19 protein-coding genes (1 of these 19 only partly in view) are annotated in these 24,353 nt (G+C 69.9%); 8 read left to right on the top strand and 11 right to left on the bottom strand.

Annotated elements, in window-relative coordinates:
- The first annotated feature begins 48 nt into the window (after positions 1–48).
- Positions 49–1,272, top strand: coding sequence for an MFS transporter (locus ACYQ1L_RS07995; protein WP_460003680.1), 1,224 nt, complete (start codon positions 49–51; stop codon positions 1,270–1,272).
- 45 nt (positions 1,273–1,317) lie between these two features.
- Here the strand turns inward: ACYQ1L_RS07995 and ACYQ1L_RS07990 are convergent, their stop codons facing one another.
- Both ACYQ1L_RS07990 and ACYQ1L_RS07985 read right to left on the bottom strand, forming a co-directional pair.
- Entirely contained in the window at positions 1,318–1,848 is a 531-nt protein-coding gene (locus tag ACYQ1L_RS07990) for a gamma carbonic anhydrase family protein (RefSeq protein ID WP_460003679.1), read from the bottom strand.
- 80 nt (positions 1,849–1,928) lie between these two features.
- On the bottom strand, positions 1,929–4,058 hold the full coding sequence (locus ACYQ1L_RS07985; protein ID WP_460003678.1) for an acyltransferase family protein: 2,130 nt from the start codon (positions 4,056–4,058) through the stop codon (positions 1,929–1,931).
- Between the two features lie 205 nt (positions 4,059–4,263).
- Here ACYQ1L_RS07985 and ACYQ1L_RS07980 point away from each other — a divergent pair, with 205 nt between their 5' ends.
- A complete protein-coding gene (locus ACYQ1L_RS07980) occupies positions 4,264–4,749 on the top strand; it encodes a Dps family protein (protein WP_460003677.1) in 486 nt (161 codons plus the stop codon).
- Between the two features lie 80 nt (positions 4,750–4,829).
- Here the strand turns inward: ACYQ1L_RS07980 and ACYQ1L_RS07975 are convergent, their stop codons facing one another.
- From ACYQ1L_RS07975 to ACYQ1L_RS07955, 5 genes are all read right to left on the bottom strand, one after another.
- Positions 4,830–6,338 (bottom strand): amidohydrolase, encoded by a 1,509-nt coding sequence (locus ACYQ1L_RS07975; RefSeq protein ID WP_460003676.1) that lies wholly within the window; start codon positions 6,336–6,338, stop codon positions 4,830–4,832.
- Positions 6,335–6,985, bottom strand: a complete 651-nt coding sequence (locus tag ACYQ1L_RS07970; protein WP_460003675.1) for an FMN-binding negative transcriptional regulator — start codon at positions 6,983–6,985, stop codon at positions 6,335–6,337. Before ACYQ1L_RS07970 ends, ACYQ1L_RS07975 begins: the two co-directional genes overlap by 4 nt.
- A 56-nt stretch (positions 6,986–7,041) precedes the next feature.
- The gene (locus ACYQ1L_RS07965; protein ID WP_460003674.1) at positions 7,042–8,040 is read right to left on the bottom strand and encodes an Fpg/Nei family DNA glycosylase; all 999 of its coding nucleotides are present in this window, start codon (positions 8,038–8,040) and stop codon (positions 7,042–7,044) included.
- Positions 8,040–8,525 (bottom strand): ribose-5-phosphate isomerase, encoded by a 486-nt coding sequence (locus ACYQ1L_RS07960; protein WP_460003673.1) that lies wholly within the window; start codon positions 8,523–8,525, stop codon positions 8,040–8,042. The genes ACYQ1L_RS07965 and ACYQ1L_RS07960 overlap by 1 nt, the downstream gene beginning before the upstream one ends.
- A gap of 83 nt (positions 8,526–8,608) precedes the next feature.
- Entirely contained in the window at positions 8,609–9,799 is a 1,191-nt protein-coding gene (locus ACYQ1L_RS07955; RefSeq protein WP_460003672.1) for a ferrochelatase, read from the bottom strand.
- Positions 9,800–9,976: 177 nt separating this feature from the next.
- Here ACYQ1L_RS07955 and pepN point away from each other — a divergent pair, with 177 nt between their 5' ends.
- From pepN to ACYQ1L_RS07935, 4 genes are all read left to right on the top strand, one after another.
- A complete protein-coding gene (gene pepN, locus ACYQ1L_RS07950; protein ID WP_460003671.1) occupies positions 9,977–12,571 on the top strand; it encodes an aminopeptidase N in 2,595 nt (864 codons plus the stop codon).
- Positions 12,572–12,689: 118 nt separating this feature from the next.
- Positions 12,690–14,000 (top strand): mechanosensitive ion channel family protein, encoded by a 1,311-nt coding sequence (locus ACYQ1L_RS07945; protein ID WP_460003670.1) that lies wholly within the window; start codon positions 12,690–12,692, stop codon positions 13,998–14,000.
- Positions 13,997–14,434: a globin gene (locus tag ACYQ1L_RS07940; RefSeq protein WP_460003669.1), complete on the top strand. Its 438-nt coding sequence runs from the start codon at positions 13,997–13,999 to the stop codon at positions 14,432–14,434. Before ACYQ1L_RS07945 ends, ACYQ1L_RS07940 begins: the two co-directional genes overlap by 4 nt.
- Before the next feature lie 42 nt (positions 14,435–14,476).
- Positions 14,477–16,147, top strand: coding sequence for an FAD-binding dehydrogenase (locus tag ACYQ1L_RS07935; protein ID WP_460003668.1), 1,671 nt, complete (start codon positions 14,477–14,479; stop codon positions 16,145–16,147).
- A gap of 21 nt (positions 16,148–16,168) precedes the next feature.
- Here ACYQ1L_RS07935 and ACYQ1L_RS07930 read toward each other — a convergent pair whose 3' ends face one another.
- Both ACYQ1L_RS07930 and ACYQ1L_RS07925 read right to left on the bottom strand, forming a co-directional pair.
- Positions 16,169–16,639, bottom strand: coding sequence for a hypothetical protein (locus ACYQ1L_RS07930; RefSeq protein WP_460003667.1), 471 nt, complete (start codon positions 16,637–16,639; stop codon positions 16,169–16,171).
- A 44-nt stretch (positions 16,640–16,683) separates the two neighbouring features.
- A complete protein-coding gene (locus tag ACYQ1L_RS07925; RefSeq protein WP_460003666.1) occupies positions 16,684–17,475 on the bottom strand; it encodes a hypothetical protein in 792 nt (263 codons plus the stop codon).
- Between the two features lie 110 nt (positions 17,476–17,585).
- Between ACYQ1L_RS07925 and ACYQ1L_RS07920 the strand changes: the two genes are divergently transcribed.
- Positions 17,586–17,873, top strand: coding sequence for a helix-turn-helix transcriptional regulator (locus ACYQ1L_RS07920; protein ID WP_460003665.1), 288 nt, complete (start codon positions 17,586–17,588; stop codon positions 17,871–17,873).
- Positions 17,874–17,891: 18 nt separating this feature from the next.
- Here ACYQ1L_RS07920 and ACYQ1L_RS07915 read toward each other — a convergent pair whose 3' ends face one another.
- Entirely contained in the window at positions 17,892–18,557 is a 666-nt protein-coding gene (locus ACYQ1L_RS07915; protein WP_460003664.1) for a DUF8185 domain-containing protein, read from the bottom strand.
- A 63-nt stretch (positions 18,558–18,620) separates the two neighbouring features.
- Here ACYQ1L_RS07915 and ACYQ1L_RS07910 point away from each other — a divergent pair, with 63 nt between their 5' ends.
- Positions 18,621–19,505 carry an acyl-CoA thioesterase gene (locus ACYQ1L_RS07910; protein WP_460003663.1) on the top strand — a complete coding sequence of 295 codons (885 nt, stop codon included), beginning with the start codon at positions 18,621–18,623 and terminating at the stop codon, positions 19,503–19,505.
- Between the two features lie 91 nt (positions 19,506–19,596).
- Here the strand turns inward: ACYQ1L_RS07910 and ACYQ1L_RS07905 are convergent, their stop codons facing one another.
- Positions 19,597–24,353 carry the 3' end of a hypothetical protein gene (locus ACYQ1L_RS07905; RefSeq protein ID WP_460003662.1) on the bottom strand. It continues 23,665 nt past the right edge of the window, so 4,757 of the gene's 28,422 nt are visible here — the last part of the coding sequence; the start codon falls outside the window, past its right edge — the gene reads right to left on this strand; its stop codon occupies positions 19,597–19,599.

The following is a 24,353-nucleotide window of genomic DNA, read 5'->3' as shown; positions in this document are numbered from 1 at the left end:
GTCCTCGAGAACAGGTCCACCGCTTCTGGTAACCCGAACCGGTGGACCATGTTCACCGTGGGTCTGGTCGCGCAGGTGGTGTTCAGCGCAACCTTTCTCGGACTGCCGACGGCATCCGCGATGATCCAGGCCACATTCGGATTCACCTCCGGGGAGCTGGCGCTCGTCCTCGGGGCAGCAAGCCTTGCGGTGGTCATCACCGAGGCTCCCTGGGGCGTCGCAGCGGATCGATACGGCGAGCGTCGCGTTCTCATTCTCGGCGTCAGCTTGTGCGCTCTGCTTCTGTTGATCGTCGGCATCTCCTTCGCGACCAAACAGGCACCCTCCGTGCCGATTCTCTTGATCCTGCTCTTCCTTGCGGCAGGAGCAGGAGGAGCGGTGACCGGTCCGAGCGGCAGCGCTATCCTCGGCTGGTTCGACACTCGCCGACACGGCACCCTGGTTTCGCTGCGGGTCGCGGCTGTCCCGCTTGGTGGAGCGATCGGCACTGCCGCCTACTCGGTGCTGCTTTCGCGGTTCGGCATTGCCGCGACCTTCATCGTCGTCGGCCTGTCGTGTGCGGCGGTAGGAGTGCTCGTCGCCGTCTACGTGTACGACCCACCTATCGCTGCACGCGCCGTCACTCTGAGATCCGGCGCGCGAGCACTCAGGCGTCTCGACGTATGGCGCGTCGCGAGCAGCGGATTCCTGCTCGACGTCACCCAGTTCCTCGTCCTCACTTTCTCTGCGACTGCGTTGACTCGTCTCTTTGGACTTCCGCTGGTTCTTGGGCTCATCGCAGTCGCCGCCATGCAGATCATCGGTGCCCTTCTCCGGGTCCTCACGGGCGTCGGCACCGATCTCCTCCCGTGGCTGAACCGGCCGACCGTCGTGCGCGTTCTCTGCGCCACTCAAGTCGCCTGCTTGCTGCCTTTCGTGTTCGGGACTTCGCTGCCCGAGTATGTCGGTGTGACTTTGATGATCGTCTCCGGCGTTGCTGGGTGCGCGTGGCAGGGTGCCCATTTTGCGCAGATCACCAGCCTGGTGGACCGGTCCGAGGCTGGTAGTGCGCTAGGGCTCAACAACGCCGCCACCTCCTTCGGTGCCTTCGTGGCACAGATCGCGGCGGGTCTGTTCGCTACCTTGCTGGGCTGGCCGACGGCGATCCTCGTCTTGGGTGCTTTGCCTGCGTTGCTGGCCCTCATGATCTTCCCGCCCGGCGGGGAACTGCGGAACAGATCCTCACGTCGACAGAATCGCATGAGTGGCGTCACCGCGTGCGTGCCGGAATGAGCTACGGCACCGCGAGCCGCTTGCCGTCAGCGGAGGCTGCGCGGATCAGGCGGGCGCGGCGCCACGGTGCATGGCCGTGTGGCCACGGTAGATCCGGGCGTTGTTGCGGAGCCCCTCGCGCTCCTCGGCGCTGAGCTCGCGGCGCACCTTGGCCGGCACGCCCGCGACGAGCGACCCGTCGGGGACCTCGGTGCCGGAGAGCACGAGAGCGCCGCCGGCGACGAGAACCTCGGATCCGATCACAGCGTCGGTCAGCACGACCGCGCCCATCCCGATCAGCGAGCCGTCGCCGATCGTGCAGCCATGCACGACCGCGTTGTGCCCGATCGAGACGTCGTCGCCGATCACCACGGGGTGTCCCTCGTCGACGTGCACCGACACGTTGTCCTGCACGTTGCTGCCGGCGCCGATCGTGATCGTGTCGGAGTCGGCACGCAGCACCGCGTTGTACCAGACGCTCGAGCCCTCGCCGATGGACACGGATCCGATCACGCGCGCTCCGGCAGCGAGGAACGTCGAGGAATCGATCGCCGGGGTGCGGCCGGGCAGGGACAGGATCGTGGCGCCGTCGTTCATGCTGCGACCCTACCGCGTTGCACCGGGCCCTTCGACAGGCTCAGGGACCGGCGGGGTACCCCCGGGGCGCTTCGACAGCCTCAGGGACCGGTGATGCCCATCGCGCTCTTGAGCGCCGCGGTGTACTGCGGGGCGAGGGAGTTCGCGAAAGTGACCGTGATGTGATCCTGATCGCGGTAGATGTTCGCGCCGCCCACCACGGCGCGGCACGTCTCGTCGTCGCAGAAGACCTTGGTGAAGTCCAGGAGCGTGACGTCCTTCTGCCCCGCGGCGGCCTCGCGCAGCGGATCCTTCTCGGTGAGCAGATCGGACCGGGGGCCGTCGCAGGCGCTCTGCGCACGGGTCCGCAGGCACTTGTTCGGGTCGGTCTCCCACACCGGGTTGTCCACGACGGTGATCACGGGCGTGCCCTTGGCCGTCTGCGTCGCCCAGGCCTCGCGGTACCCCGCGACGGCGGCGTCGTAGGACGAACCATGGTCACCGGCCGCGTAGGGCGTCGTCGAGAGAGCCGCCGTGAAGATCGCGTCGAAGTGCTTCTTCTCCAGCTGCGCGGCCACGGCGGAGCGGTACTGCGTGCACGCGTCGCCGAACGCGCCTCCGGTCGACAGCGGTGTGGTGTTCCACGGGCAGGCGCCCTTGAAGTAGGTCGTGAGGTGCCAGCCCTCCTTCTTCGCGATCCCCTGGAACGTCGTGAGCAGCTGGTAGGCGTGGCTGTCCCCGATGAGCGCCACCTGCTTCGCACCCGGATCCTTCGAGCCGAACTCGCACGACACCGGGCGGGCATCGTTGAGCTGCACGAAGCACTGCGATTCCTCGGGCCGATCCACTCCGGCGAAGCCGGGGGCGGGCAGGATCCGATCCGTCGTCCTCCCGGCACAGGAGTCGTCGAGGATCGCGGCGGCCCCGAAGCACGCGGGCGGGTTCGCGCGCAGCTGCGCGATCGCCTGCACGCCCTGCTGGTAGGTGCCCGCGTTGGCGGCCCAGCCCGCGCCCGCGGTGCCCGCGACGATGACCATCGCCGCCAGCGCCGCCCACAGCGAAAGCCGCGGCTTGCGCGAGGTGAGCGGCTTCCAGGTGCGCGCCGGATCCTCCACGAACCCCTTCGTGAGCCACGCAAGCACGAAGCAGATGCCGACGAGGGCCACGCGATGGTAGATCGTCAGGCCCCAGAACGGCACGGACGGCGCGATGATGATGAGCGGCCAGTGCCAGAGGTAGAGGCTGTACGAGATGTCGCCGGTGAAGCGCATCGGACGGATGGCCAGGATCCGCGTGGGGTACCACCAGCGCTCGGTGTTCGAGGCCGCGATGACCGCCGCGGCCGCGAGGGTCGGGATCGCGGCCATGTAGCCCGGGAACGGCGTCTGGCCGTCGAAGCGGTAGATCACCACGAGCAGCACGATGATGCCGCCCCAGCCGAGCACGAAGCTCCCGATCGCGTTTCTGATCCGCAGACGCGGAACGAGCGCCAGCACGGCGCCCACGCCGAACTGCCACACGCGTCCGAAAGTGACGAAGTAGGCCGGCGCCGGGTTCGTGGCGGTGAACCAGACGCAGAACGCGAACGAGGCGACCGACACCACGGCAATGGCGACCGCGGCCGCGCGCAGCCGGGAGCCGCGGAAGTACTTCACCGCGATCCATGCCGCGAGCAGCATGATCAGCGGCCACAGCACGTAGAACTGCTCCTCGAGGGACAGCGACCAGTAGTGCTGCACCATCGTCGGGTCGCCGGAGTGGGCGAGGTAGTCCGCAGAGTTCAGCGCGAGGAACCAGTTCTCCACGTAGAACGTGGAGGCGACGATCTCCTTCAGCTCAGCGGGCAGCTGCGACAGCGGCGACAGCACGGGGATCGCGGCGACGATCGCGCAGAACAGCAGCACCAGCAGAGAGGCGGGCAGCAGGCGCCGCGCCCGGCGCGCCCAGAACTGGCCCAGGTTCACGCGGCCGGTGGCCTCCAGCTCCCGCGCCAGGTGCGCGGTGATCAGGAAGCCCGAGATCACGAAGAAGATGTCGACGCCGACGTAGCCGCCGGTCAGCCGCCCGGGCCAGAAGTGGTAGAGCACCACGGCGAGCACCGCGATCGCACGCAGGCCCTGGACGTGCGGGATGAAGTTCGCGCCGACCTTCTGCCCAGTGGAATCGCCCTGTGCTGCGGATGTGCGGAGTCGGCGCAGGGCCGCACGGGAGGAGGTACCAGCTGTTGCCACCTGACGAAGGTATCCCGGATCGCTGTGCGCTCCTGTCTTCCACACCGCGCCAGAGCGGATCCGCAGCCAAGGCAAGGCTTGCCGAAATGGCGCGTGACCAGCGAGTTAGCGTTGCCTCAGCTTGGTTGCGGAACAATCTGCGGTGAGTAGCGTTGAGGTCACCACATCAGCACGCACGGATCCGAGCGACCACCGAGGAGACATCATGAGCAACACCGACACCATCACCGCCACCTCCGTCGACCCGACCGTCGCCGCCGGCGCCGCGCAGTTCCTCACCCCGGTCGTGCTGGGCCTGCAGGCCCTGACGCTGAACGGCAAGCAGGCGCACTGGCACGTGCGCGGCGCGAACTTCGTGGGCGTGCACGAGCTGCTCGACGTGATCGTCGACCACGCCGGCGACTTCGCCGACACTGCAGCGGAGCGGATCGTCGCCCTGGGCCTGCCGATCGATGCCCGCGCCGCGGTCGTCGCCGAGAAGGCGGGCGCGACGCAGGTGCCGGCCGGCTTCACGAAGTCAGACGACCTCGTCCGCGCCGTGATCGCCGACATCGACGAGATCCTCGTCGACGTGAAGGCCGCCGTCGAGGGCCTCGACGAGATCGATCTCACCAGCCAGGACGTCGCGATCGAGATCCAGCGCGGCCTGGAGAAGGACCGCTGGTTCCTGGTGTCGCACATCGCCGCCTGACCCGCTTCGCCCATGGGCTTCACGCCGCGAAGACCCCGCTCACCTTTCGAGGGGCGGGGTCTTCGCTGTCCCCGGCAGGATCAGGCCAGGTGCGTGAGGCGCCCGCCGACGAGGGTCGCTGCGATCGGCATCGTCCGCAGCGATCGCGCGTCGGCGCGGTGCGGATCCGTGCCGAGCAGCACGAGGTCGGCCACGGCCTCCGGACGGATCCCGGCGTCGCCTCCGGTCCCCCGATGCGCGCTGGCCGCGAGCGCGGTGCTGAGCTCGACGCGCTCCTCGGGGTGCCACGGCGCGCGGTCGTCGTCGGTGCGGAACACGGCCGCGGAGATCGCGTGCCAGGGATCCAGCGGCGCCACGGGTGCATCGGATCCGAAGCGCAGAACCGCGCCGGCGCGGTGCAGGGAGGCGAGCGGATACGGGATCGCCGTCTGCCCCGCCCACAGCGCATCGGCCGTGTCGCGGTCGTCGAGGGCGTGCTGCGGCTGCACGCTCGCGGCGACTCCGAGCCTGCCGAACCGCGCCAGATCCCCGTGCCGCACGAGCTGCGCGTGCTCCACCGTCCCCTGGGCTCCCGTGGCAGCGAACGCGTCGAGTGCTGCAGTGACGGCGACGTCGCCGATCGCGTGCAGCGCGATCTCCAGCCCCGCCCCGGCGGCGCGCAGCAGCAGCGCCTGCAGTTCGGCGGGCGGGACGGTGAGCACGCCGTGGTTGTGCACGTCGTCGGCGTAACCGTGGCTGCATGCGGCGGTGCGGGTGCCCAGCGAGCCGTCCGAGATGATCTTCAGCGGGCCCGCATGCACCAGACCGCGCGGGTCGTCGGCCGCCGGCTGTCCCGTGCGGATCACCTCCGCGACGGCGCGATCCAGGTCGTGCGGGTAGACCGCGAACTCCACCCGGTGCGTGTCGAACCCGTGCGAGAGCCGGCGCTCCCACGCCGCGGCATTCCAGGCCATGTCGAAGTCGACGATGCCGACGACGCCCCGGCCGGCCGCGCGCTCCGCGGCCGCCGCCACGGCCTCGTCCGCGACGGCGGGGTCGGCCGCGTTCAGCCGCCGGGAGATCTCGAACGCGTCCTCCTCCCGCAGCATCCCGTCCTCCGCCGCAGGGAACTGCTCGCGCCGGAACGCCGCCGAGTTCAGCCATACGCTGTGCACGTCGGCGTTGATGAGGTAGGTCGGCACCTGGCCGGTGCGCTCGTCGAGCAGCGCCAGGCTCGGGCGATCGGCCCAGCGCACGTCGCGGAACCCGGTGCCGACCCGGCGCCCGTCCCCCAGCACCGGCGCGGCCGCCATCAGGGCGGCGGCCTCGACGGCGCTCGCGGTCGAGGAGAGGTCCTCGCGCTGCGCGGCCAGCGCCCACTGGACGGTGTGCACGTGGTGGTCCCACAGGCCCGGCACGATCCAGGCGCCGTCGCCGTCCAGCACCCGTCCGGGCAGTGCCAGCGCGCCGGTCGGGGCGATGTCGGCGATCCGCCCGCCCTCGAGGAGCAGATCCACCGGGCCGTCGACCGGGAGCAGGCGCCGATCCTCGGTCGCGATGCGCACCGCCCGCACCGCGTCGACCGTGGCGCCGCGCTCCGGCGGGGTCACCGGGCGTCCGCCCGCGCGGCAAGCCGAGCGTCCTGTGCGCGGCGCATCTCGGCGGCCAGGGCGGGGTTCGCGTAGACGCCGTCGCCCTGCAGCTCCAGGATCACGTTCTCGATGACGTCGTCCGGCTTGTTCTGGCTCAGCTTGCGCTTGGCGGTCACGCGCGTCGGCGTGAGCCGGAACCCGACCGTGCCCGCTTCGAGCCGGCGGACGAAAGCCTCGTCGTTCGGCGGCGTCCACATGCCGCGCGGCTGGGCCAGACGCCCCTCGAAGTGCCCGACCAGGTGCTCCAGCACGCGCAGGTTCTCCTCGGTGTCGAGCACTTCCGGCACCCCGGACAGGTGCACCGCGACGTAGTTCCAGGTCGGCACGGCTGCGACGTCGCCGTACCAGCCCGGCGAGACGTAGCCGTGCGGGCCCTGGAAGACGACCAGGAGCTCCTGCGTGCCGAGACCGAGCACGAGATCATCGGGGCGACCCACGTGCGCGACGATCGTCAGATCGTCCCGGTCGGGGTCGAGCAGCACGGCGTAATGCGATGCGGTCATGCCGTTCTCATCGCGACCCACGAGCGTCGCCCACGGATTCGCGGCGATGATCCGCCGCAGCTCGGCGACCTCGGTCATGGCGAAACTGGGGTTCTGGCGCATGGCACAAGCCTACGAGCGGCGGCCGGCACCTCGGCGTCTCCGCAGGGAGACGCTGCTCACGCCTGGCAGCGGGGGCACCAGTACAGCTTGCGGGCGCCGATCTCCTCGAGCACGATCGCGGTGCCGCACACCCGGCAGGGCAGGCCCGTGCGGTGATAGACCCAGTGCCGGTCGTCGCGGTGCGCCATGGCCGCGCGGTACTGCTCCGGCGACAGGTCGTCCATGGTCATCATCTGGCCGGTCTCGACGCCGATCGCGAGGAGCCGGACCCAGTCGCGCCAGAGGGCCCGGACCGTCTCCTCGGGCACGTCCCGACCCGGAGTGTGCGGGTTCAGCCGCGCGCGGAACAGCAGCTCGGCGCGGTACACGTTGCCGATCCCGCTGACGACCGCCTGGTCCATGAGCAGCAGCGCGATGGGCGTCGACTTCTTGCGGACGGCCGCGACGAAGCGCTCCTCCCCTTCGGCGACGTCGCCGACGAGCGGATCCGGTCCGAGCTTCGCCACGGTGGCGAGCATCTCGTCCGGAGTCTGCAGCACGCACGCGGTCGGGCCGCGCAGGTCTGCGCAGGTCACATCGGTCAGCAGGCGCAGGCGCACCTGGCCCACGACCGGCGGGGGCCACTCGGCGCCCTCGTCGGCGAGTCCCCTGGTGGCCTCGGACATGCGCACGTGCACCCGAGTCCTCCGGGGCGCGCCGATCGAGGAGAGCGAGTTCTCCCCCGCCGCGTCCAGGATCGGGACGTCGAGGTCGGTGCCGCGCTGGTTCGTCTGCCCCATCCGCCCGTTCGCGGAGGCGATCGTCGGATCCACCAGGATCTCACCGGAGAAGTCCCAGGCGCCGTAGAGGCCGAGATGGACGCGCAGCCACAGGTCCCCGTCGGTCTCGAGGAACATCTGCTTGCCGACGGCCTGCACGCTCTCGACGGTGCGGCCGTCCAGGAGCGCGGCACCCTCCGCGAACCGCCCCTGCGGGCTGGACGCGGCGACCGGCTTCCCCACGAAGTTGCGGGCGAACTGCCGTGCGATGCGATGGACGGAATGGCCCTCGGGCATCAGGCGCGGGGGTCGGGGAGCAGGGATCCGTCGCGCTCGAAGTCGGCGATCTGCGCGATGCGGCGCACGTGCCGCTCCTCGTTCGAGAAGGGCGTGGCGATGAAGCGGTCGATGAAGGTCGTGACCTCCTCGAAGCTGTGCTGACGGGCGCCGATCGCGATCACGTTCGCGTCGTTGTGCTCGCGGGCGAGCTCCGCCGTCGCGATGCTCCACACCAGCGCGGCGCGGATGCCCTCGACCTTGTTCGCCGCGATCTGCTCCCCGTTGCCGGATCCGCCGAACACGACGCCGAGCGCCTCGACGCCGGCGCGCTGGTCGGCGATGGTCGCCTGGGCCGCCCGGATGCAGAACGCCGGGTAGTCGTCCAGGGCGTCGTACTCGACCGGACCGTGGTCGACGACCTCGTGCCCCGCCTCGGCGAGGTGGTGCTGCAGCTGCGTGGAGAACTCGAGACCGGCGTGGTCCGTGGCGATGTGGATGCGCATGCGTCAATCCTACGGACGACCCGGACCACGGCCGCCGGGATGACGAGCACTCCGACCTGCGTCAGACCCGGTGCCGGCTCCGTTCAGGGCGCGATCCCGGCCGCGGCCGGCTTGAAGCCGGCCCGGATGTTCTCGCAGCAGCCGGGGCGGCACACGTCGAAAGCCGGTCCGAGCGCCGTCACGTGCTTGCGATCCGCCGCGGGGCGTCCCTCCAGCCGCTCCTCGATGAGATCGACGATCCCGGCGACGAACGAGTCCGAGACGCCCGGCGTGGGGGTGCGCACGAATGCGAGGCCCGCCTCGGCGGCGGCGTCCTTCGCCTCGGTGTCGAGATCCCAGAGCACCTCCATGTGGTCGCTCACGAACCCGAGCGGCACCACGGCGACCGCGGTGCGACCGCGTGCCGGAAGCTCCTCGATGACGTCGCAGATGTCGGGCTCGAGCCACGGCTGGGACGCGGGACCGGAGCGGGACTGGTACACCAGCTCCCACGGCACGTCGGTCGCCGCCGGCAGCAGCCGGGCCACGCGGTCCATCACCCAGGCCGCCACCGCCTCGTGCTGCGCTGCATAGGCGCCGCCCGGGCCCCAGTCCACGTCACGCGGGCCGGAGCGCAGGGCGTCGTCGGTCGGCACGCTGTGGGTCGTGAACAGCACCTGGATCGCCGCGGGGGCCGCGCCGTCGGCGATGAATCCCTCGACGGCCGCGCGCACGCCCTCGACGAACGACTCGACGAAGCCGGGGTGGTCGTAGAACGGTCGGATCTTGTCGATGGTCACCGTGCCGCCGAGGCCGGTCTCGTCGAGCACCCGGGCGAAGTCCTCGCGGTACTGGCGGCAGCTGGAGAACGAGCTGTAGGCGCTGGTGGCGAACGCGAGCAGGGTGGTGTCCCCCTGCTCGGCGGCCTCCGTCACGGCGTCGGCGAGGTACGGCGTCCAGTTGCGGTTGCCCCAGTACACCGGGAGGTCGATCCCCCGGCGGGAGAGCTCCGCCTCGAGCGCGGCCTTGAGGGCACGGTTCTGCGCATTGATCGGGCTCACGCCGCCGAAGTGCCGGTAGTGGTGCGCGACCTCCTCGAGACGCTCGTCCGGGATGCCTCGCCCGCGGGTGACGTTGCGCAGGAACGGGATCACGTCGTCCTGGCCCTCGGGGCCGCCGAAGCCCGCGAGCAGCACGCCGTCGTACGCGACGGGCGTCTCCACGTACTCGGGGCCGCACGCGGCGGCGGCGGAGGCGAAGGGGACGGTGGCTTCGGTCACATCTGGGGCGGTCACCCCTCCATTCTCTCCCGGTTCTCCTTTGCCCGGGCCGAACGCCGCCGCGCGGGTGCGACCGACCGTGACGCCGCGCGAAACCGCGCGCGGGCGCTCTGGCGTAGGCTGGGACGGTTGCCGCCGGCGCCAGCAGCGCGGATCTTGCGGCCGAAACCCTCACCCCTGGGAGTCTGAGCAGTGCCTGGAGAGAACCTCACCCGCATCGAGGCGCAGGAGCGCCGCGCGATCATCGACACCGAGTCGTATGAGATCGCGCTCGACCTGACCAAGGGCGCGGAGGTCTTCGGATCCCGCAGCGTCGTCCGGTTCACGGCGACCCCCGGATCCTCCACCTTCATCGATCTCATCGCGCGCGAGGTGCGCGAGATCACCCTCAACGGGGAGCAGATCGACCCGACCACCGCGTTCGCCGACTCCCGGATCACGCTGGACGGCCTCGCCGAGCAGAACGTGCTCGTCGTCGACGCCGACTGCGAGTACACCAACACCGGCGAGGGCCTGCACCGCTTCATCGACCCGTTCGACGGCGAGGTCTACCTGTACTCCCAGTTCGAGGTGCCCGATTCGCGTCGCGTGTTCGCCGTGTTCGAGCAGCCCGACCTCAAGGCCACGTTCCAGTTCACGATCACCGCGCCCGCGGCGTGGAAGGTCGTGTCCAACTCCCCCACGCCCGAGCCCATCGTGCACGACCCGTCCACGGGCTCCGGCACCGAGGCGTCCGCGACCTGGGGCTTCGAGCCCACGCCGCGCATCTCGTCGTACATCACGGCGATCATCGCCGGTCCGTACGAGGAGACGTTCTCGGAGCTCACCAGCGCCTCCGGCCGGGTGATCCCGCTCGGCGTCTACGGCCGCAAGAGCCTGTGGGAGCACCTCGACGCCGACTACATCTTCGACAAGACCCGCGAGGGCTTCGCCTACTACGAGGAGAAGTTCGGGGTCCCGTATCCGTTCGCCAAGTACGACCAGCTGTTCGTGCCGGAGTTCAACGCGGGCGCGATGGAGAACGCGGGTGCGGTGACCTTCACCGAGACCTACGTGTTCCGCAGCAAGGTGACCGACGCGGTCAAGGAGCGCCGCGTCGTCACGATCCTGCACGAACTCGCGCACATGTGGTTCGGCGACCTCGTCACCATGAAGTGGTGGAACGACCTGTGGCTGAACGAGTCGTTCGCCGAGTGGGCGTCGACCATCGCGACGGCCGAGGCGACCGAGTGGACCGAGGCCTGGACCACGTTCAACGCCATGGAGAAGACCTGGGCCTACCGCCAGGACCAGCTGCCCTCGACGCACCCTGTGGTGGCGCAGATCAACGACCTCGACGACATGCAGGTCAACTTCGACGGCATCACGTACGCCAAGGGCGGATCCGTCCTCAAGCAGCTCGCCGCGTGGGTGGGCATCGAGGCGTTCTTCGCCGGCGTCTCGGAGTACTTCAAGAAGCACTCCTGGCAGAACACCGAGCTCAGCGACCTGCTCGTCGAGCTCGAGAGGACGAGCGGCCGCGACCTCACCACCTGGTCGAAGAAGTGGCTCGAGACGGCCGGCGTGAACACGCTCGCCCCGGTCATCGCCGAGGCCGGCGACGGTACGATCTCGCGCTTCGCCGTGACCCAGACCGCACCCGCCGACTATCCGACGATCCGCCCGCACCGCCTGGGCATCGGGTTCTACAACCTCGACGAGAACGGCGCCCTGGTGCGCACGCACCACGTCGAGGTGGACGTCGACGGCGACCGCACCGAGGTCCCCGAGCTGCAGGGCCTGCAGCGCCCGGATCTCGTGCTGCTGAACGACGAGGACCTCGCCTACGCGAAGATCCGCCTCGACGAGCGCTCCCTCGCGACCGCGGTCGCGCACCTCGCGGACATCAGCGACCCGCTCGCGCGCTCGCTGGTCTGGGGCGCGGCCTGGGATCAGACCCGCGACGCGGAGAGCGCGGCGAGCGATTACATCGACCTCGTGCTCGGCAACATCGGCCGCGAGACCGAGTCCACCACGGTGCGTACCACGCTGAGCCAGCTGCAGACCGCCGCAGCCCTGTACGTCACTCCGGAGCACCGTGCCGCGGCGCGCACCCGCGTCGCCGACGGACTGTGGGCGCTCGCCCAGGCCGCGGAGGCCGGATCCGACAGCCAGCTGCAGTTCGTGACCGCGTTCGCGAACTCGCTCACGACTCCTGAGCACGCCGACGTCGTCCGCCGTCTGCGCGACGGCGACCTCGTCCTCGAGGGCCTCGCGATCGACACCGACCTGAGCTGGCAGCTGCTCGTCGGCCTGGCCACGGTCGGCGCGGTGGACGGCGCCGCGATCGACGACGCGCTGGCCGGCGACAACACCGCCAAGGGCGCCGAGTTCGCCGCACAGGCTCGTGCCGCGCTGCCGACCCCCGAGGCCAAGCAGGCCGCGTGGGCCTCCCTGGTCGACCACGACGACCTCTCCAACACGATCGTGCGCTCCGCCGCGCTCGGCTTCACGCACCCCGCCGGAGCCGCGCTGCTGGAGCCCTTCGTCCCGCTGTACTTCGACAGCCTGCTGCCGATCTGGGAGGGGCGCACCTTCCAGGTGGCGAACTACCTGATCGTGGGGCTGTACCCGAAGGCGCTCGCCGACACGGCGCTGCGCGACGCGACCCGCGCCTGGCTCTCCGCGCACCAGGACGCGGCGCCCGCCCTGCGCCGACTGGTGTTCGAGAACCTCGCCGACGTCGAGCGCGCCCTGGCCGCCCAGGCGCGTGACGCGGACGGCATCGAGGAGAAGACGCAGTCCTGATCGGGCGTTCCGACGACGGCGCCGCGACGGGGAACCGTCCGGCGCCGTCGTCGTGCAGGGGCATCCCCGATCCCGCCTTCAGTCCTCACCGAGGCACGCCGAACTAGGATCGGACGCGATGAACATGCTGCCCAGTGCACTCCCCGCGGAAAAGGTCGTCGACCGATGGGCCGAGATCCTGAAGATCCTGGGCGACGTCGGCCTGAAGGCGCTCAACTGCCTCATCATCGTCGTCGTCTGCATCCTGATCGGCTATGCGCTGAGGGTCGTGATCCGCCGCGTCGTGCGCCGCATCGTCTCCGGCGCGAAGTCGAAGGCCAACGTCGACGACACGCAGGCGCTCGAGCGATCGCCCCTCGCCGACATGCGACTCGTCCAGCGCACGCGGACGCTCGGCACGATCCTGCAGAACATCGTCAACGTCTCCCTGGTCGTCATCGCGTTCATCCTCGTGGTGAACACGGTCGACACCTCGCTGCTGGGCTCGCTCACGCTGCTCACCGCGGCCGTCGGCGCCGGTCTCGGCTTCGGCGCCCAGAACATCGTCAAGGACGTGCTGAACGGGATCTTCCTCGTCGCAGAGGACCAGATCGGGATCGGCGACGTCGTCGAGCTGCGTCTCGCCAGCGGCGGCGCGACCGGCGTCGTCGAGTACGTCAGCGTGCGGGTCACCCAGGTGCGCGACGTCAACGGCACCCTCTGGTACGTCCGCAACGGCGAGGTCACCCATCTCGGCAACATGTCGCAGGGCTGGGCGCGCGCCATCGTCGATCTCGGCGTGCCGGCCGACGCCGACGTTCCCACGGTCGAGGACGCCCTCCTCGCCACTGCGCAGGCGCTGGCCAAGGATCCGAAGTGGCGCACCCGCATCATCGAGAAGCCGGAGATCTGGGGCCTGGAGTCGGTCGAGGGCGACACGCTCGTGATCCGCGTGGTGATGAAGACCCGCACGAACGCGATGGACGACGTGGCGCGCGAACTGCGGATGCGGCTGCGCGACACGATGCGCGGCATGGATCTCGCGCTGCCGAGCCTCGAGTCCGTTCAGCTCAGCGGCTCCGAGGGCGCCCGCCGGGTGCACGGCGCCAACCCCCCGCGCACCCGACCCACCCCGATCGCCGCGCCGAGCAACGCTCCGGAGCGCGGCTTCTGGCGGCGCAAGAAGGCCGAGGAGACGCCGGCCGCCACCGCGGCGCCGCGCACAAAGCCGAACCCCACGGCCTCGGCGACGACCAAGCCCGCCGCGCCGAAGCCGTCCGGAAAGCCGAAGAAGACTCCTCCGGGCGCACCGCAGAGCCTGCCGCTGCCGCCCCTGCCGGATCCCCGGAGTCCCGAGGATCCGCCGCATCCGCAGGACCCGGGCAAGCCGCAGGATCCGAATAGGCCGAAGGGTCCGAACAAGCCGCAGGAGCGGGGAGACGAACAATGAGCGAGCCGGTGTCCTTCTACGACGAGATCGGCGGCCACGCGACCTTCCAGCGTCTCGTGGACGTGTTCTACCAGGAGGTCGCTCTCGACCCGGTGCTGAAGGCGATGTACCCCGAGGAGGATCTGGGGCCGGCCGCAGATCGGCTCCGCATGTTCCTGGAGCAGTACTGGGGCGGCCCCACCACCTACGGCGAGCAGCGCGGCCATCCCCGGCTGCGCATGCGGCACCTGCCGTTCCATGTCGACCCCGACGCGCGTGACCGCTGGCTCCGCTGCATGCGCGCGGCCGTCGACGACGCACAGCTCTCGCCCATCCACGAGGCGACGCTGTGGGACTACCTGGAGCGCGCCGCGCATGCCATGGTGAACACGTTCGAGCCGAGCCGCGCCGGCGCGGACGGCGTTCCTCCCCTCGGCGGACGCCCGCTCCTGTAGCTCGGCAGCGAATCAGCAGACCCAGAGTTCGACGGAGATCTCATGACGGTGAAGACCAGCTCGCATTCCGCCGACGTGCTCGTGATCGGCTGGGGTCTGGCGGGCCTCGTCGCCGCCGCCGAGGCGGCCGCCGCCGGCCGGCGCGTCGTCATCGTGGATCAGGAGCCGCGTACGAACCTCGGCGGTCAGGCCTGGTGGTCGTTCGGCGGGCTGTTCCTCGTCGACTCGCCCGAGCAGCGCCGCATGGGCATCAGCGACTCCCTCGACCTGGCCCGCCAGGACTGGTTCGGCAACGCGGGCTTCGACCGAGACGAGGACGCCTGGCCGCGACGCTGGGCCGAGGCGTACCTGCAGTTCGCGAGCGGCGAGAAGCGCGCCTGGCTGCGCGAGCGCGGCGTCGGGTTCTTCCCCGTCGTGGGCTGGGCCGAACGCGGCGGCTACGGCGCCCTCGGGCCCGGGAACTCCGTACCCCGCTTCCACATCACCTGGGGCACAGGGCCCGGCATCGTGGCGCCGTTCCAGGCCGCCGTCGAGCAGGCCGAGCGCACCGGACGCCTGGTCGTGCTCCCCCGGCACCGCGTGACGACGCTCACCACGCAGGACGGCGTGGTCACCGGCGCCCAGGGCGAGATCCTCGCCTCCTCGCCCGCCGCGCGCGGCGTGGCGAGCGACCGCGAGCGGATCGGCGACTTCGAGATCACCGCGGCCACGACGATCGTGACGTCGGGCGGCATCGGCGGCAACCACGCCCTCGTCCGCGCCGCGTGGCCGGCGTGGCTCGGCAGCCCGCCCGCAGACATGCTCACCGGCGTGCCGGCGTACGTCGACGGCTCCATGCAGGTCGCCTCCGCGGCGGCCGGCGCGCACCTCATCAACGGCGACCGGATGTGGCACTACGTCGAGGGCATCCGCAACTGGGATCCGGTCTGGCCCGGCCACGGCATCCGGATCCTGCCCGGCCCGTCGTCGCTGTGGCTGGACGCCACGGGCCGCCGCCTGCCGGTCCCGCTGTATCCCGGGTTCGACACGCTCGGAACCCTGGAGCACCTGCGCGCGACCGGGCACGACCACTCCTGGTTCGTCACGACGCGCCAGATCGTGGAGAAGGAGTTCGCGCTCTCCGGCAGCGAGCAGAACCCCGACCTCACCGGCAAGGACGTGCCCCTGCTGCTGCGGTCGCGCCTCGCCAAGGGCCCGACGGATCCGGTGCAGGCCTTCCTCGACCGCGGCGAGGACTTCGTCGTCGAATCCGACCTGGGCCGGCTGATCGCGCGGATGCAGCAGCTTCCCGGAGGCGACGCGCTGGATCCGGATCGCGTCCACGAGGAGGTCGTGGCACGCGATCGCGAGATCGACAACGACTTCACCAAGGACGCGCAGATCGCGATGCTGCGCTCGGCGAGAGCCTATCGCGGCGACCGCCTGATCCGCACGGCCACCCCGCATCGCCTGCAGGATCCCTCCGCCGGTCCCCTGGTCGCCGTGCGCCTGCGGGTGATCACGCGCAAGTCGCTCGGCGGCATCGAGACGGATCTCGACGGGCGCGCCCTCGACACGGACGGCGCGCCGATTCCGGGCCTGTACGCCGCCGGTGAGGCCAGCGGCTTCGGCGGTGGCGGGATGCACGGCTACCGGGCCCTGGAAGGCACCTTCCTCGGCGGCTGCCTGTTCTCCGGCCGCCAGGCCGGCCGTGCCGCCGCTGAGGACGTCTGACCCGCGCGGCGGCAGCCGGCGCTACTTGCGGATGAGTGTCACGGTCTTCGTGACCCCCATCATCGTGACCTGGTACGAGATCTTGCCGCCGGCGTACGCGAAGTCCTTGGTCGGGTCCGTCGACGCAAGCAGGGCGTGGTCTGTCGCGGCTTCGTCGCGCGTGGACGTCCACGTGAAGTCGCCTGGTGCCGACGGAGCAGAGTACGTGCCGACCCAGTAGACGGACGTCGTTCCACCCTTGGTGTCCACCCAATCGATCGAGATGGTGTCGGCCGTGAGCTTCGCCGCCTGATACGCGTCGCCCGCGCCCTCCTGGATCCATTCGCCCGCGAGCTCGGCCGGCTTGGCCGCCGGTGTCGCGGTGGGCTCGGCATGCGAGGCGGCGGGCGCGCTGACCCCGGGATCGGTCGATGCGGACGACGGCGATGAGCACCCAGTGAGGGCCAGGACGCCGGCAATCGCGGCAATGGCAAGGAAGTCTTTGCGAATCATCTGATGTGACTACTTTCGTGCGATCGAGAACGTGGGCCAGCGGCTCAGCTGAAGTAACCGGAGACTCCGAGTACGAACGAGTCGCACTTCCTGCCGTAGAGGTCGATGCTGAAGGTGACCTCGCCACCGGGCGAAAGAACAGCGTCCGGCTTCGCAAAACCATCAACGTACGAGGAGAGCGTGTCGCCCTCGAAACAGTATGCGTAGACGCCGAACGGATTCTGCAGCGTCTTGTCGGTGGGGTTCGACGCGGATCCGATGATCGCCGAGCCGTTGTTGTCCGCCTGCGTGACCTTGAGCGCTGCCGTGTTGTACGACGAGGTGTCCGCGGGCATGGTCTGCGCCTGGAACTCGTAGGTCACACCGGCATCGGGGACGGAGGACACGTTGGAGAAGTAGATGTAGTCGAGCGCGACTTCCCCCGGCTGCAGCTGGGCGGGAATGGATCCCGTCTGACTGTTTCCGCTTGCCACGACCTTGCCGTCGACCTTCGCCGCGACGGTGAAATCGACGTGCGCCACCGCCTTGCTCGTGTTGTTGCGATAGGCGATGAGAAGGATCCCCGACTCCATCCCCTCGGTCCTTGAGAGCTGCCCCTGAGCGACGACCGAAACCTTCCCCGCCTCGCCCGCGGGGAACGACGGCCTTGCATTGCCGCCGAGGAGCTGACTGCTGTTGAGTTCCTTCGGAGCTACGGCCTCTGCCTTTGACGGCGTCGGAGCGGTCGTCCCCGCCGGCACTGCCGTGCTGTGCGTGTCGGGTGACACGAGTGCGCTGCACCCGCTCAGGGTAAGAACGAGCACGCCCGCGGCGACCAGGACGGAGGGCTTCTTCATATGGTTCTCTCCGTGTTCCGCGAGCACTGATGAGCTCTAATACAGGTTCTTGTACCGATAGTACAGTTTTCTGTGCTGACTCATTGCAATTGCACAGGTCGACTTGAGGTGTGCCCTTCACGCCGCCCGAGCCGGACCTGGATCAGCTTCGTGTGTCGTTCAACAGGGCGCGCCACGCAGCCAGCCTGACGTTCGACCAGCTCGCGGAGCGATCGGGTGTGAGCCGCCAGACGCTGATCAATCTCTCGCAGGGCCGCCACTACGGGGATCTGAAGACGTGGCTGAAGCTCTCCGCGGCCTTCGGAGTCGGTCTCGACGAATTGGTCAGCGCGGTGTGGGACGAGACGTCCTCGACGGAGCCGACGACGTCCGACACGACACACCGGGCTCGCGGCTGAGACGAACCCGAGTCGGCGTCACCCGGCCGAGCCGGTCGCCCGCACGGCCGTCAGCCCGACGGCCGCCGGGCCGCGGCTCAGCACGTGCCCGCGCGCGAACGCGAGCCGGCTCCAGCGGCCCGAGGTGGTGACCGCCACCTGCTCGGCTCCGGAGATGAATCCGAAGGCGTGGGCAGCGAACGCCACGCCCCGCGGCAGGCCGAGGAGGTCGTCATCCGGCTCGCCCCAGATCGCGGCGCGGAGGGCGCGCACCGCGTCCTCCCCCGCACCGGCCGGCGAACCGTGCGCGACCGCCGAGATCCCCCACTGCGCGCGCTGTGCGATCACGTCGGCGCCCAGGGTGCCGGCCTGCGCCCAGCCGCCGCGCGGGGGCGCGATCCCCGCCCAGGCGGGGCTGCGGCCGGTGTCGGGCAGCGCGAGCGCGCGCGGATCGTCCGTGGCGGTGAGCTCGTCGATGACGATGTCGCAGCGCAACTCGGGGTCTGCGCGCACGATGCGCATCGCCAGGATCGTGGGTGTCGCGTCGAACAGGGTCTGCGGGGCGAGGGCGGCCGCGGTCATCGCGAGCACACCGCCGTCGGCCTGCAGCCGCACGCCGTCGTCGCCGGCTCTGGCGGCCCGGGAGACGAAGGTGAGCGCGTCGCGCGCGGTCTCGGCGTCGGCGAGGATCAGGGGCGTGGGCACGCCCTCTAAACTAGCAATCGGCCCGCGGCTGAACCGCCCCGTGACCGCGGCGGAGAGGACCCCATGGCTTCGGATGAGGACGCCCGGCGCTCGGTCGACATGCTGCTCGGGATCCTGGATCTCGGATCCACGGACGCCCGCACCACCGAGGACATCTTCACCGGAGCCTCCCACCCGATGCCGACCGGCCGGATCTACGGCGGGCAGGTGCTGGGTCAGTCGATCATCGCCGCCGAGCGGACGATGCCCGAGGGCCGGGTCCCGCATTCCATGCACGGCTACTTCCTCCGCCCCGGCGACGCCGCGCAGGGTCTCACCTTCGCGGTCGACCGGATCCACGACGGCCGCTCGTTCTCGACCCGCCGGTCGCAGGCCTACCAGAACGGGGTGCCGATCTTCTCGATGATCGCGTCGTTCCAGGACGAGAACCCGGGGATCGAGCACGCCGAGCCGATGCCGGAGGGCGTCCCGGATCCTGAGGCTCTACTCCCGGACGAGGAGCTCTCCGACGGGATCCATCCGCTGTCCAAGCGCATGCTGGCTGAGCGCCCCGTCGACATGCGCCACGTCGAGGGGCCGCTCTTCCTCGGCGCAGGGGCGGAGCGGATCCCGCGCCAGGCGGTGTGGATGCGCCTGCGCGCGCCGTTCCCCGACGATCCCGCACTGCACCGCGCCGCGCTCGCCTATCTCAGCGACATGTCCATCCAGGAGTCGATCCTGCGCGCCCACGGGCTGAGCTGGGCCACGTCGGGCCTGAAGGTCGCGAGCCTCGACCATGCCATGTGGTGGCATCGCCCTGGCCGTGTCGACGAATGGCTGCTGTACGTGCAGGACTCCCCCAACGCCCGGGGCGGACGCGGGCTCGCACAGGGCCGGATCTACACGCGCGACGGCGATCTGGTGGCCAGCGTCGCGCAGGAGATCACGATCCGCGTGCCCGACGCCTGAGCGGGCACGCTGCCCGATCACCGCTGCACATCATCCGGCGGGTCAGGGACGTCGGGGGGTGTCGACCCCGACCCACCGGATCCGACGACGCCTACGGTGAGCCGTCGTCAGTCAGGATCGTCACCACACCGCGTGCGCGCTTCAGGTTGACCCCGGAGCTCGGCTGCAGCGTGACGACGAAGGATTCGTTCGGCTCCGGCACCGCATCGCCCCACACGGTGAAGGTGATCGTCGCCGTGGTCTGCCCCGCCGCGAACGTCACGACCCCCGACGTCGATCCGGTCACGTCGACGCCGAACGTCGCCGAGGCGCCGGTCGCAGCCGGCCCTGTCGTCCACGGAATCGACAGCGTGCCGTCACCGGAAGACCGGGTGACCGTCATCGTGACGATCCTGCTCGTGCCGGCCGCACCTTCGACGACAGACATGTCCGAGATCGACGCGGTCTGCAGGGGCGGCGCGCCCGCATAGACGCTGTCATCGGTCTTCACGCGGTATTCGTCGACGGAGGCGACGGCGCCGGCTCCGAGACCGAACACGCCCTGTTGCCCGTCGCCCAAGGGTGAGTTGAACGCGAACGAGCCCAGCACCTGGCCGTTGAGCGTGACCGTCACGACCGTAGCTTTCAGCACGATGTTCAGGGTCACATCCGACCCGGCGACGATCTGCCGCGGGAGGACGAGGTCGTTGACACGCACCCCGTGCGCGACGTGGCCGATCAGCACCCTCTGTCCCGCGACGTCGATCGCGGCGAACTTGTGATCGGAAGCCGAGTACCAGTCGAAGACGAAGCCGGTGACACCGATGGCCCGCAGCCTCGCCTCGAGCTCGACATAGCTCATCGGATCGAACGACGGCACCTCGGTCTTCGCAGCCGGTACGACGCCGATCAGCGCGATCGCGCTGCCGGTCGCGTCCGCGGACCCCTGATAGCGTCCGTCCGCCGTGGTGCTCCAGGCGCCCGTCTGCACCGCCGTCCGGGTCTGCGGAGTGCCGTCGAAGTACTCGGTGCGGTCGATCGTGATCGCCGGCTGGATCACCGTCAGGTTGATGTTGTCGAACCAGCCCTTGGCCTGGTTCGAGCCGAACCCGGCGAGCCCCCTGTTCAGCGCGACCTGCTCGCCGCCCAGGATCCGCGGCACGAAGGTGAACGAGAACGCGTTCTGCCCGCTGAGGGTCACCGTGACCACCAGCCCGTTGACGACCACGTTGAGGTCGTAGAACGTCGTCGCCTTGACGCCGCCTGGAACGGAGGATTGCGCGTCGTAGATCCAGCCGGCGGCGGTGCGGTGCCCGATCACCATCTTGTTGATCGACTGGTCAACCCCGGCGAACTTGAAGTCGGTCGGACCGAAGTAGTCGAACACGATGAAGGCGTTCGCCTTCCAGCCCGCCACCGGCTTGTCCATCGAGATCTTGGCCGCCAGCTCGTAGTACACGGTCTGATAGGCGTCGTCGTACCAGACGGCCACCGCATCGGAGCCGGTGCCGGTCGCGGTCACCTTCAGCTGCCCGTTCATGACCGTGAATGTGCCCGACGCCGTGGCGAAGCCCTGCATGGACCCGTCGTTGAAGTCCGCCCCGCGCACGGAGTCGCGTCGCCCGCCGGGGATGTTCCCCGCCTGCGGATCCGTCGGCCCGCCCGTCTGCGTCTGCCACTGCCCGTGGTCGTGCTGTGTGATCAGGCCGAGCTCGCCGTTCGGCTCGCCGTTGCGGACGGGGTCATCGCCGGTGTCGGTGGCCCGCGTCGGGTCGGCGCCCTGGCTGCGACTGAGCGCGTAGAGGAACTCCGGCAGCCACGGGCTCACCTGACGGCTCACGGTCGCGATGCCGAAGGTCGAGAACGGGACGAGGTAGCTGTTGAACTCGCCCACCCAGTCGATCAGGCGGTCACCCCCGGTGTTGGCGATGAGGACGTCGAGGCCCGCGCCGCCGTACACGCGATCCTGGAAGCTCGAGTTCACGCCGTCCGGCACGTCGTTCAGGTAGGTGTCGCCCGGCGTCGTGCACGTGCCGTTGTTCGCCATGACCGCGCATCCGGAGTGCAGGTCGTCGTCGGCGTTGGAGAGGTCGTTGCCCCAGCCGGCCCAGATCGTGTCCTGCCCCGTGCCGCCGACCGACCAGTCGTTGCCGAGGTCGCCGAAGATCACGTCGTTGCCGTCCGTGCGCTGGTCGGTCTTCCAGGCGAGGCAGTTGCCCTGGTTGTCCACCGAGATGCACGCGCCCTTGTTGTCGAAGCCCGTGTAGTAGTTGCCGGTCAGATCCTCGTTGTTGAGGAAGAACAGGTTCGGGAACGACGTCGCCGGCGGTGCGGCCGTGCACGTGTGACCGCTCGGCGTGTAGGCGGTGCAGCCCCACACGGCGCCGGTCGCGTCGAAGCGGATCTCGCGACGCGGGTCGTACTCGTTGTAGAGGTAGAACTCGCCCAGCCGCACGGAGTTGTGGTTGTTCGCGTGCCACGGGTTCGTGTCGTCGCCGAAGTGAAGCACGTCGCCCGGGTTCCACGGGTGGGCGAAGTCGATGTCGACCAGGCCGTCTGGCGCGTAGTTCGCGTCGAAGTGCTGGACGAACCCGGCCCCGCCGTAGCCCGCCTGGCCTGCGCCGATAGCCTCGGCCCCGGAGATCGCGTCGTCGCCGGCGCCGCCGTGGATCGCGTCGTCGCCCCAGCCGCCGAAGATGATGTCGTCGGAGTTGTTGGCGTCGAACGTCGGCTGCTGCGCCACGTGGTGCAGGCTCGCGTTCGTCGTGTCGCCGAGGTTGTACGGCGTGAGGTCGGCGGCCTTGGTGAGCAGGCCCGCCTGGTTGATGATCGCCTGCTGCACCTGTCCCGGCGTGTAGATGTACTCGTTCAGCACGTTGCCGTTGGAGTACTTCGTGTCGGGGTCGACCGCGAGCAACGCCGAGATGCCGTACAGCGGCTCGCTGTAGCAGCTCGCCGTCGCAGACGTGCACGCGGCGCCCGTACTGGTGAATCCACTCGACGAGTTGCGGCTGGTGAAGAGGCGGCCGTCGTCGCCGAGGATGCCGTCATCCCCTGTGCCGCCGGAGATCCAGTCGTTGCCCCAGCCGCCGATGATGTCGTCGTTCTGGGCGTCTCCGTAGGCCACGTCGTGGTCGGCGCCCGTGTAGATCGTGTCGTCTCCGGTCTCGCCATGGACCTCGTCGCGACCGCCGATCTGGCTCGTCTTCCATGTGCCGTAGGACGTGTCGAGGACGATCGAGCACGTCGGCTGCGTCGGCGAGCCGCTGCAGTCGCTGCCGGTGCCCTGGCCGAAGTTCGCCGGCCGGTAGTCCGGTCCGCCGGGCGTGTAGTCGAGGAGCGTGACCCCGCGGACGACGACCTTCTCGCCGCCGTAGTTGTCGTACACGAATGTCACGTAGTTCGCTCCCTGCGTCGGGGGAACGCCCACGCCGCCGAGGTTGCCGTTGCCGTTGACGTCCGCGCCGTTCGTGCCGACGATGCGGACGACGTCGCCGTTGTCGCCGACGACGGTGTCCGCGTCCCGTGCGTGCATGCTGGCGGGGAGCGTGTTGTCGCCGAGGATGCCGCCCGGTGTCCCGGTCGTGCCGACGATCCCGGTCACCTGGTTGTCGATGCCGATCTCGGCGCCGGATCCGCCGAAGATGAGGTCGGCACCGCGGTCGCTGCGTCCGGGCACGTAGGCGAGCGGCTGGATGGCGTGCCCCTGCGCGTCCGTGAAGGGCAGGCCGTCAGGCCGCTGGAACGGGGTCGTGAGGCTGAAGAAGTCGCTAGAACCGCCGACGATGTCGTCCTGCCCGAGGTCGCCGAAGATGACGTCGTTGCCGGCGTTGCCCTCGAGGTAGTCCTGACCGTCGGTGACCGACTCGAACGAGCGCACCGTCACGAGCACGCCTGTGTAGTCGCAGGTGAGGGCTCCTACGGGGCCGGTGCAGCCGGCGGGGGTACGCGAGGCGCCGACGTGGTACGCGGCGGTCGTGGCGACGACGGTCCTGACACCGCCCACGATCACGATCGTCGGCCCGTCGTCGATCCAGCGCTTGTAAGCGCTCACCGGCGTACCCGTCGGCAGCAGGCCTCCGCCGGCCGCACCGTTGGGCGCGTTCAGCACGCCGTCGATGCCGCCGTCGCCCTGGATGACGTCGTCACCGAGCTCGCCGAACACGAGATCGTTGCCTTCGCCGCCCGCGAGATAGTCGTTCCCGAACGTCGCGGCCCACTTCGTCCCGAGATCCGCGTCGAAGTCGTGGTACAGGTTCGCGACGTCGTACTCGGCCCACCATGGTGCCCCGTCGGGGTCGCGGTAGGGACGCGGGGTGCCGTCGACGAGGAGCTGACCGGAGTTGTCCTGGTTCCAGCTGCCGCCGCACATCGTCGGGAAGTCGCTGCGGCTGTACATGAGCATTCCGCACAGGGTCTGGAACCGGCCGTTCCTCCAGTCCCCCGGAGTGCGCACGAGCAGCGCCGCGTCGCCGAGCACGAGGTCGTCGGCCTGGTCACCGTCGATCATGTCGTTGCCCGCACCGCCGATCAGCACATCGCGTCCGAGACCCCCGAAGATGACGTCGTCCGCACCCTTGTCGAGGTTGACGCTGCCGATCGTGATGATCGTGGGCAGCTCGGTCGTCTGGATGCGCTGCAGGCGCGCGTCGGGCAGGTTCGGGTCGGCGACGTTCTGGAGCACGGCGCCGTGGTCGCCGAAGACGATGTCGTCGTTGGCGCTGTCGCCGCCGGGCGCCACGGCCATGCCGCCGAGTCCGAGACCGGGCGCACCCTCGCCGTGGATGAGGTCGGAGCCCGCGACGAGCAGGTCGTCGACGACCCCGGCGATGCCGCCCGCGACCGGGATGATCGTCGTCCCGTTTGGGA

The organism is Microbacterium xylanilyticum (assembly GCF_054654695.1).
Note: the sequence above shows the minus strand (reverse complement) of the source record. Positions and strands in the feature narration are given on the sequence as shown.

Excerpts from the sequence above, each read along its gene's own strand:
- ACYQ1L_RS07995 (WP_460003680.1), top strand. The coding sequence starts at position 49 with ATGTTCACCGTGGGTCTGGTCGCGCAGGTGGTGTTCAGCGCAACCTTT.
- ACYQ1L_RS07990 (WP_460003679.1), bottom strand. The coding sequence starts at position 1,848 with ATGAACGACGGCGCCACGATCCTGTCCCTGCCCGGCCGCACCCCGGCG.
- ACYQ1L_RS07980 (WP_460003677.1), top strand. The coding sequence starts at position 4,264 with ATGAGCAACACCGACACCATCACCGCCACCTCCGTCGACCCGACCGTC.
- ACYQ1L_RS07970 (WP_460003675.1), bottom strand. The coding sequence starts at position 6,985 with ATGCGCCAGAACCCCAGTTTCGCCATGACCGAGGTCGCCGAGCTGCGG.
- ACYQ1L_RS07965 (WP_460003674.1), bottom strand. The coding sequence starts at position 8,040 with ATGCCCGAGGGCCATTCCGTCCATCGCATCGCACGGCAGTTCGCCCGC.
- ACYQ1L_RS07960 (WP_460003673.1), bottom strand. The coding sequence starts at position 8,525 with ATGCGCATCCACATCGCCACGGACCACGCCGGTCTCGAGTTCTCCACG.
- ACYQ1L_RS07945 (WP_460003670.1), top strand. The coding sequence starts at position 12,690 with ATGAACATGCTGCCCAGTGCACTCCCCGCGGAAAAGGTCGTCGACCGA.
- ACYQ1L_RS07940 (WP_460003669.1), top strand. The coding sequence starts at position 13,997 with ATGAGCGAGCCGGTGTCCTTCTACGACGAGATCGGCGGCCACGCGACC.
- ACYQ1L_RS07935 (WP_460003668.1), top strand. The coding sequence starts at position 14,477 with ATGACGGTGAAGACCAGCTCGCATTCCGCCGACGTGCTCGTGATCGGC.
- ACYQ1L_RS07930 (WP_460003667.1), bottom strand. The coding sequence starts at position 16,639 with ATGATTCGCAAAGACTTCCTTGCCATTGCCGCGATTGCCGGCGTCCTG.
- ACYQ1L_RS07925 (WP_460003666.1), bottom strand. The coding sequence starts at position 17,475 with ATGAAGAAGCCCTCCGTCCTGGTCGCCGCGGGCGTGCTCGTTCTTACC.
- ACYQ1L_RS07910 (WP_460003663.1), top strand. The coding sequence starts at position 18,621 with ATGGCTTCGGATGAGGACGCCCGGCGCTCGGTCGACATGCTGCTCGGG.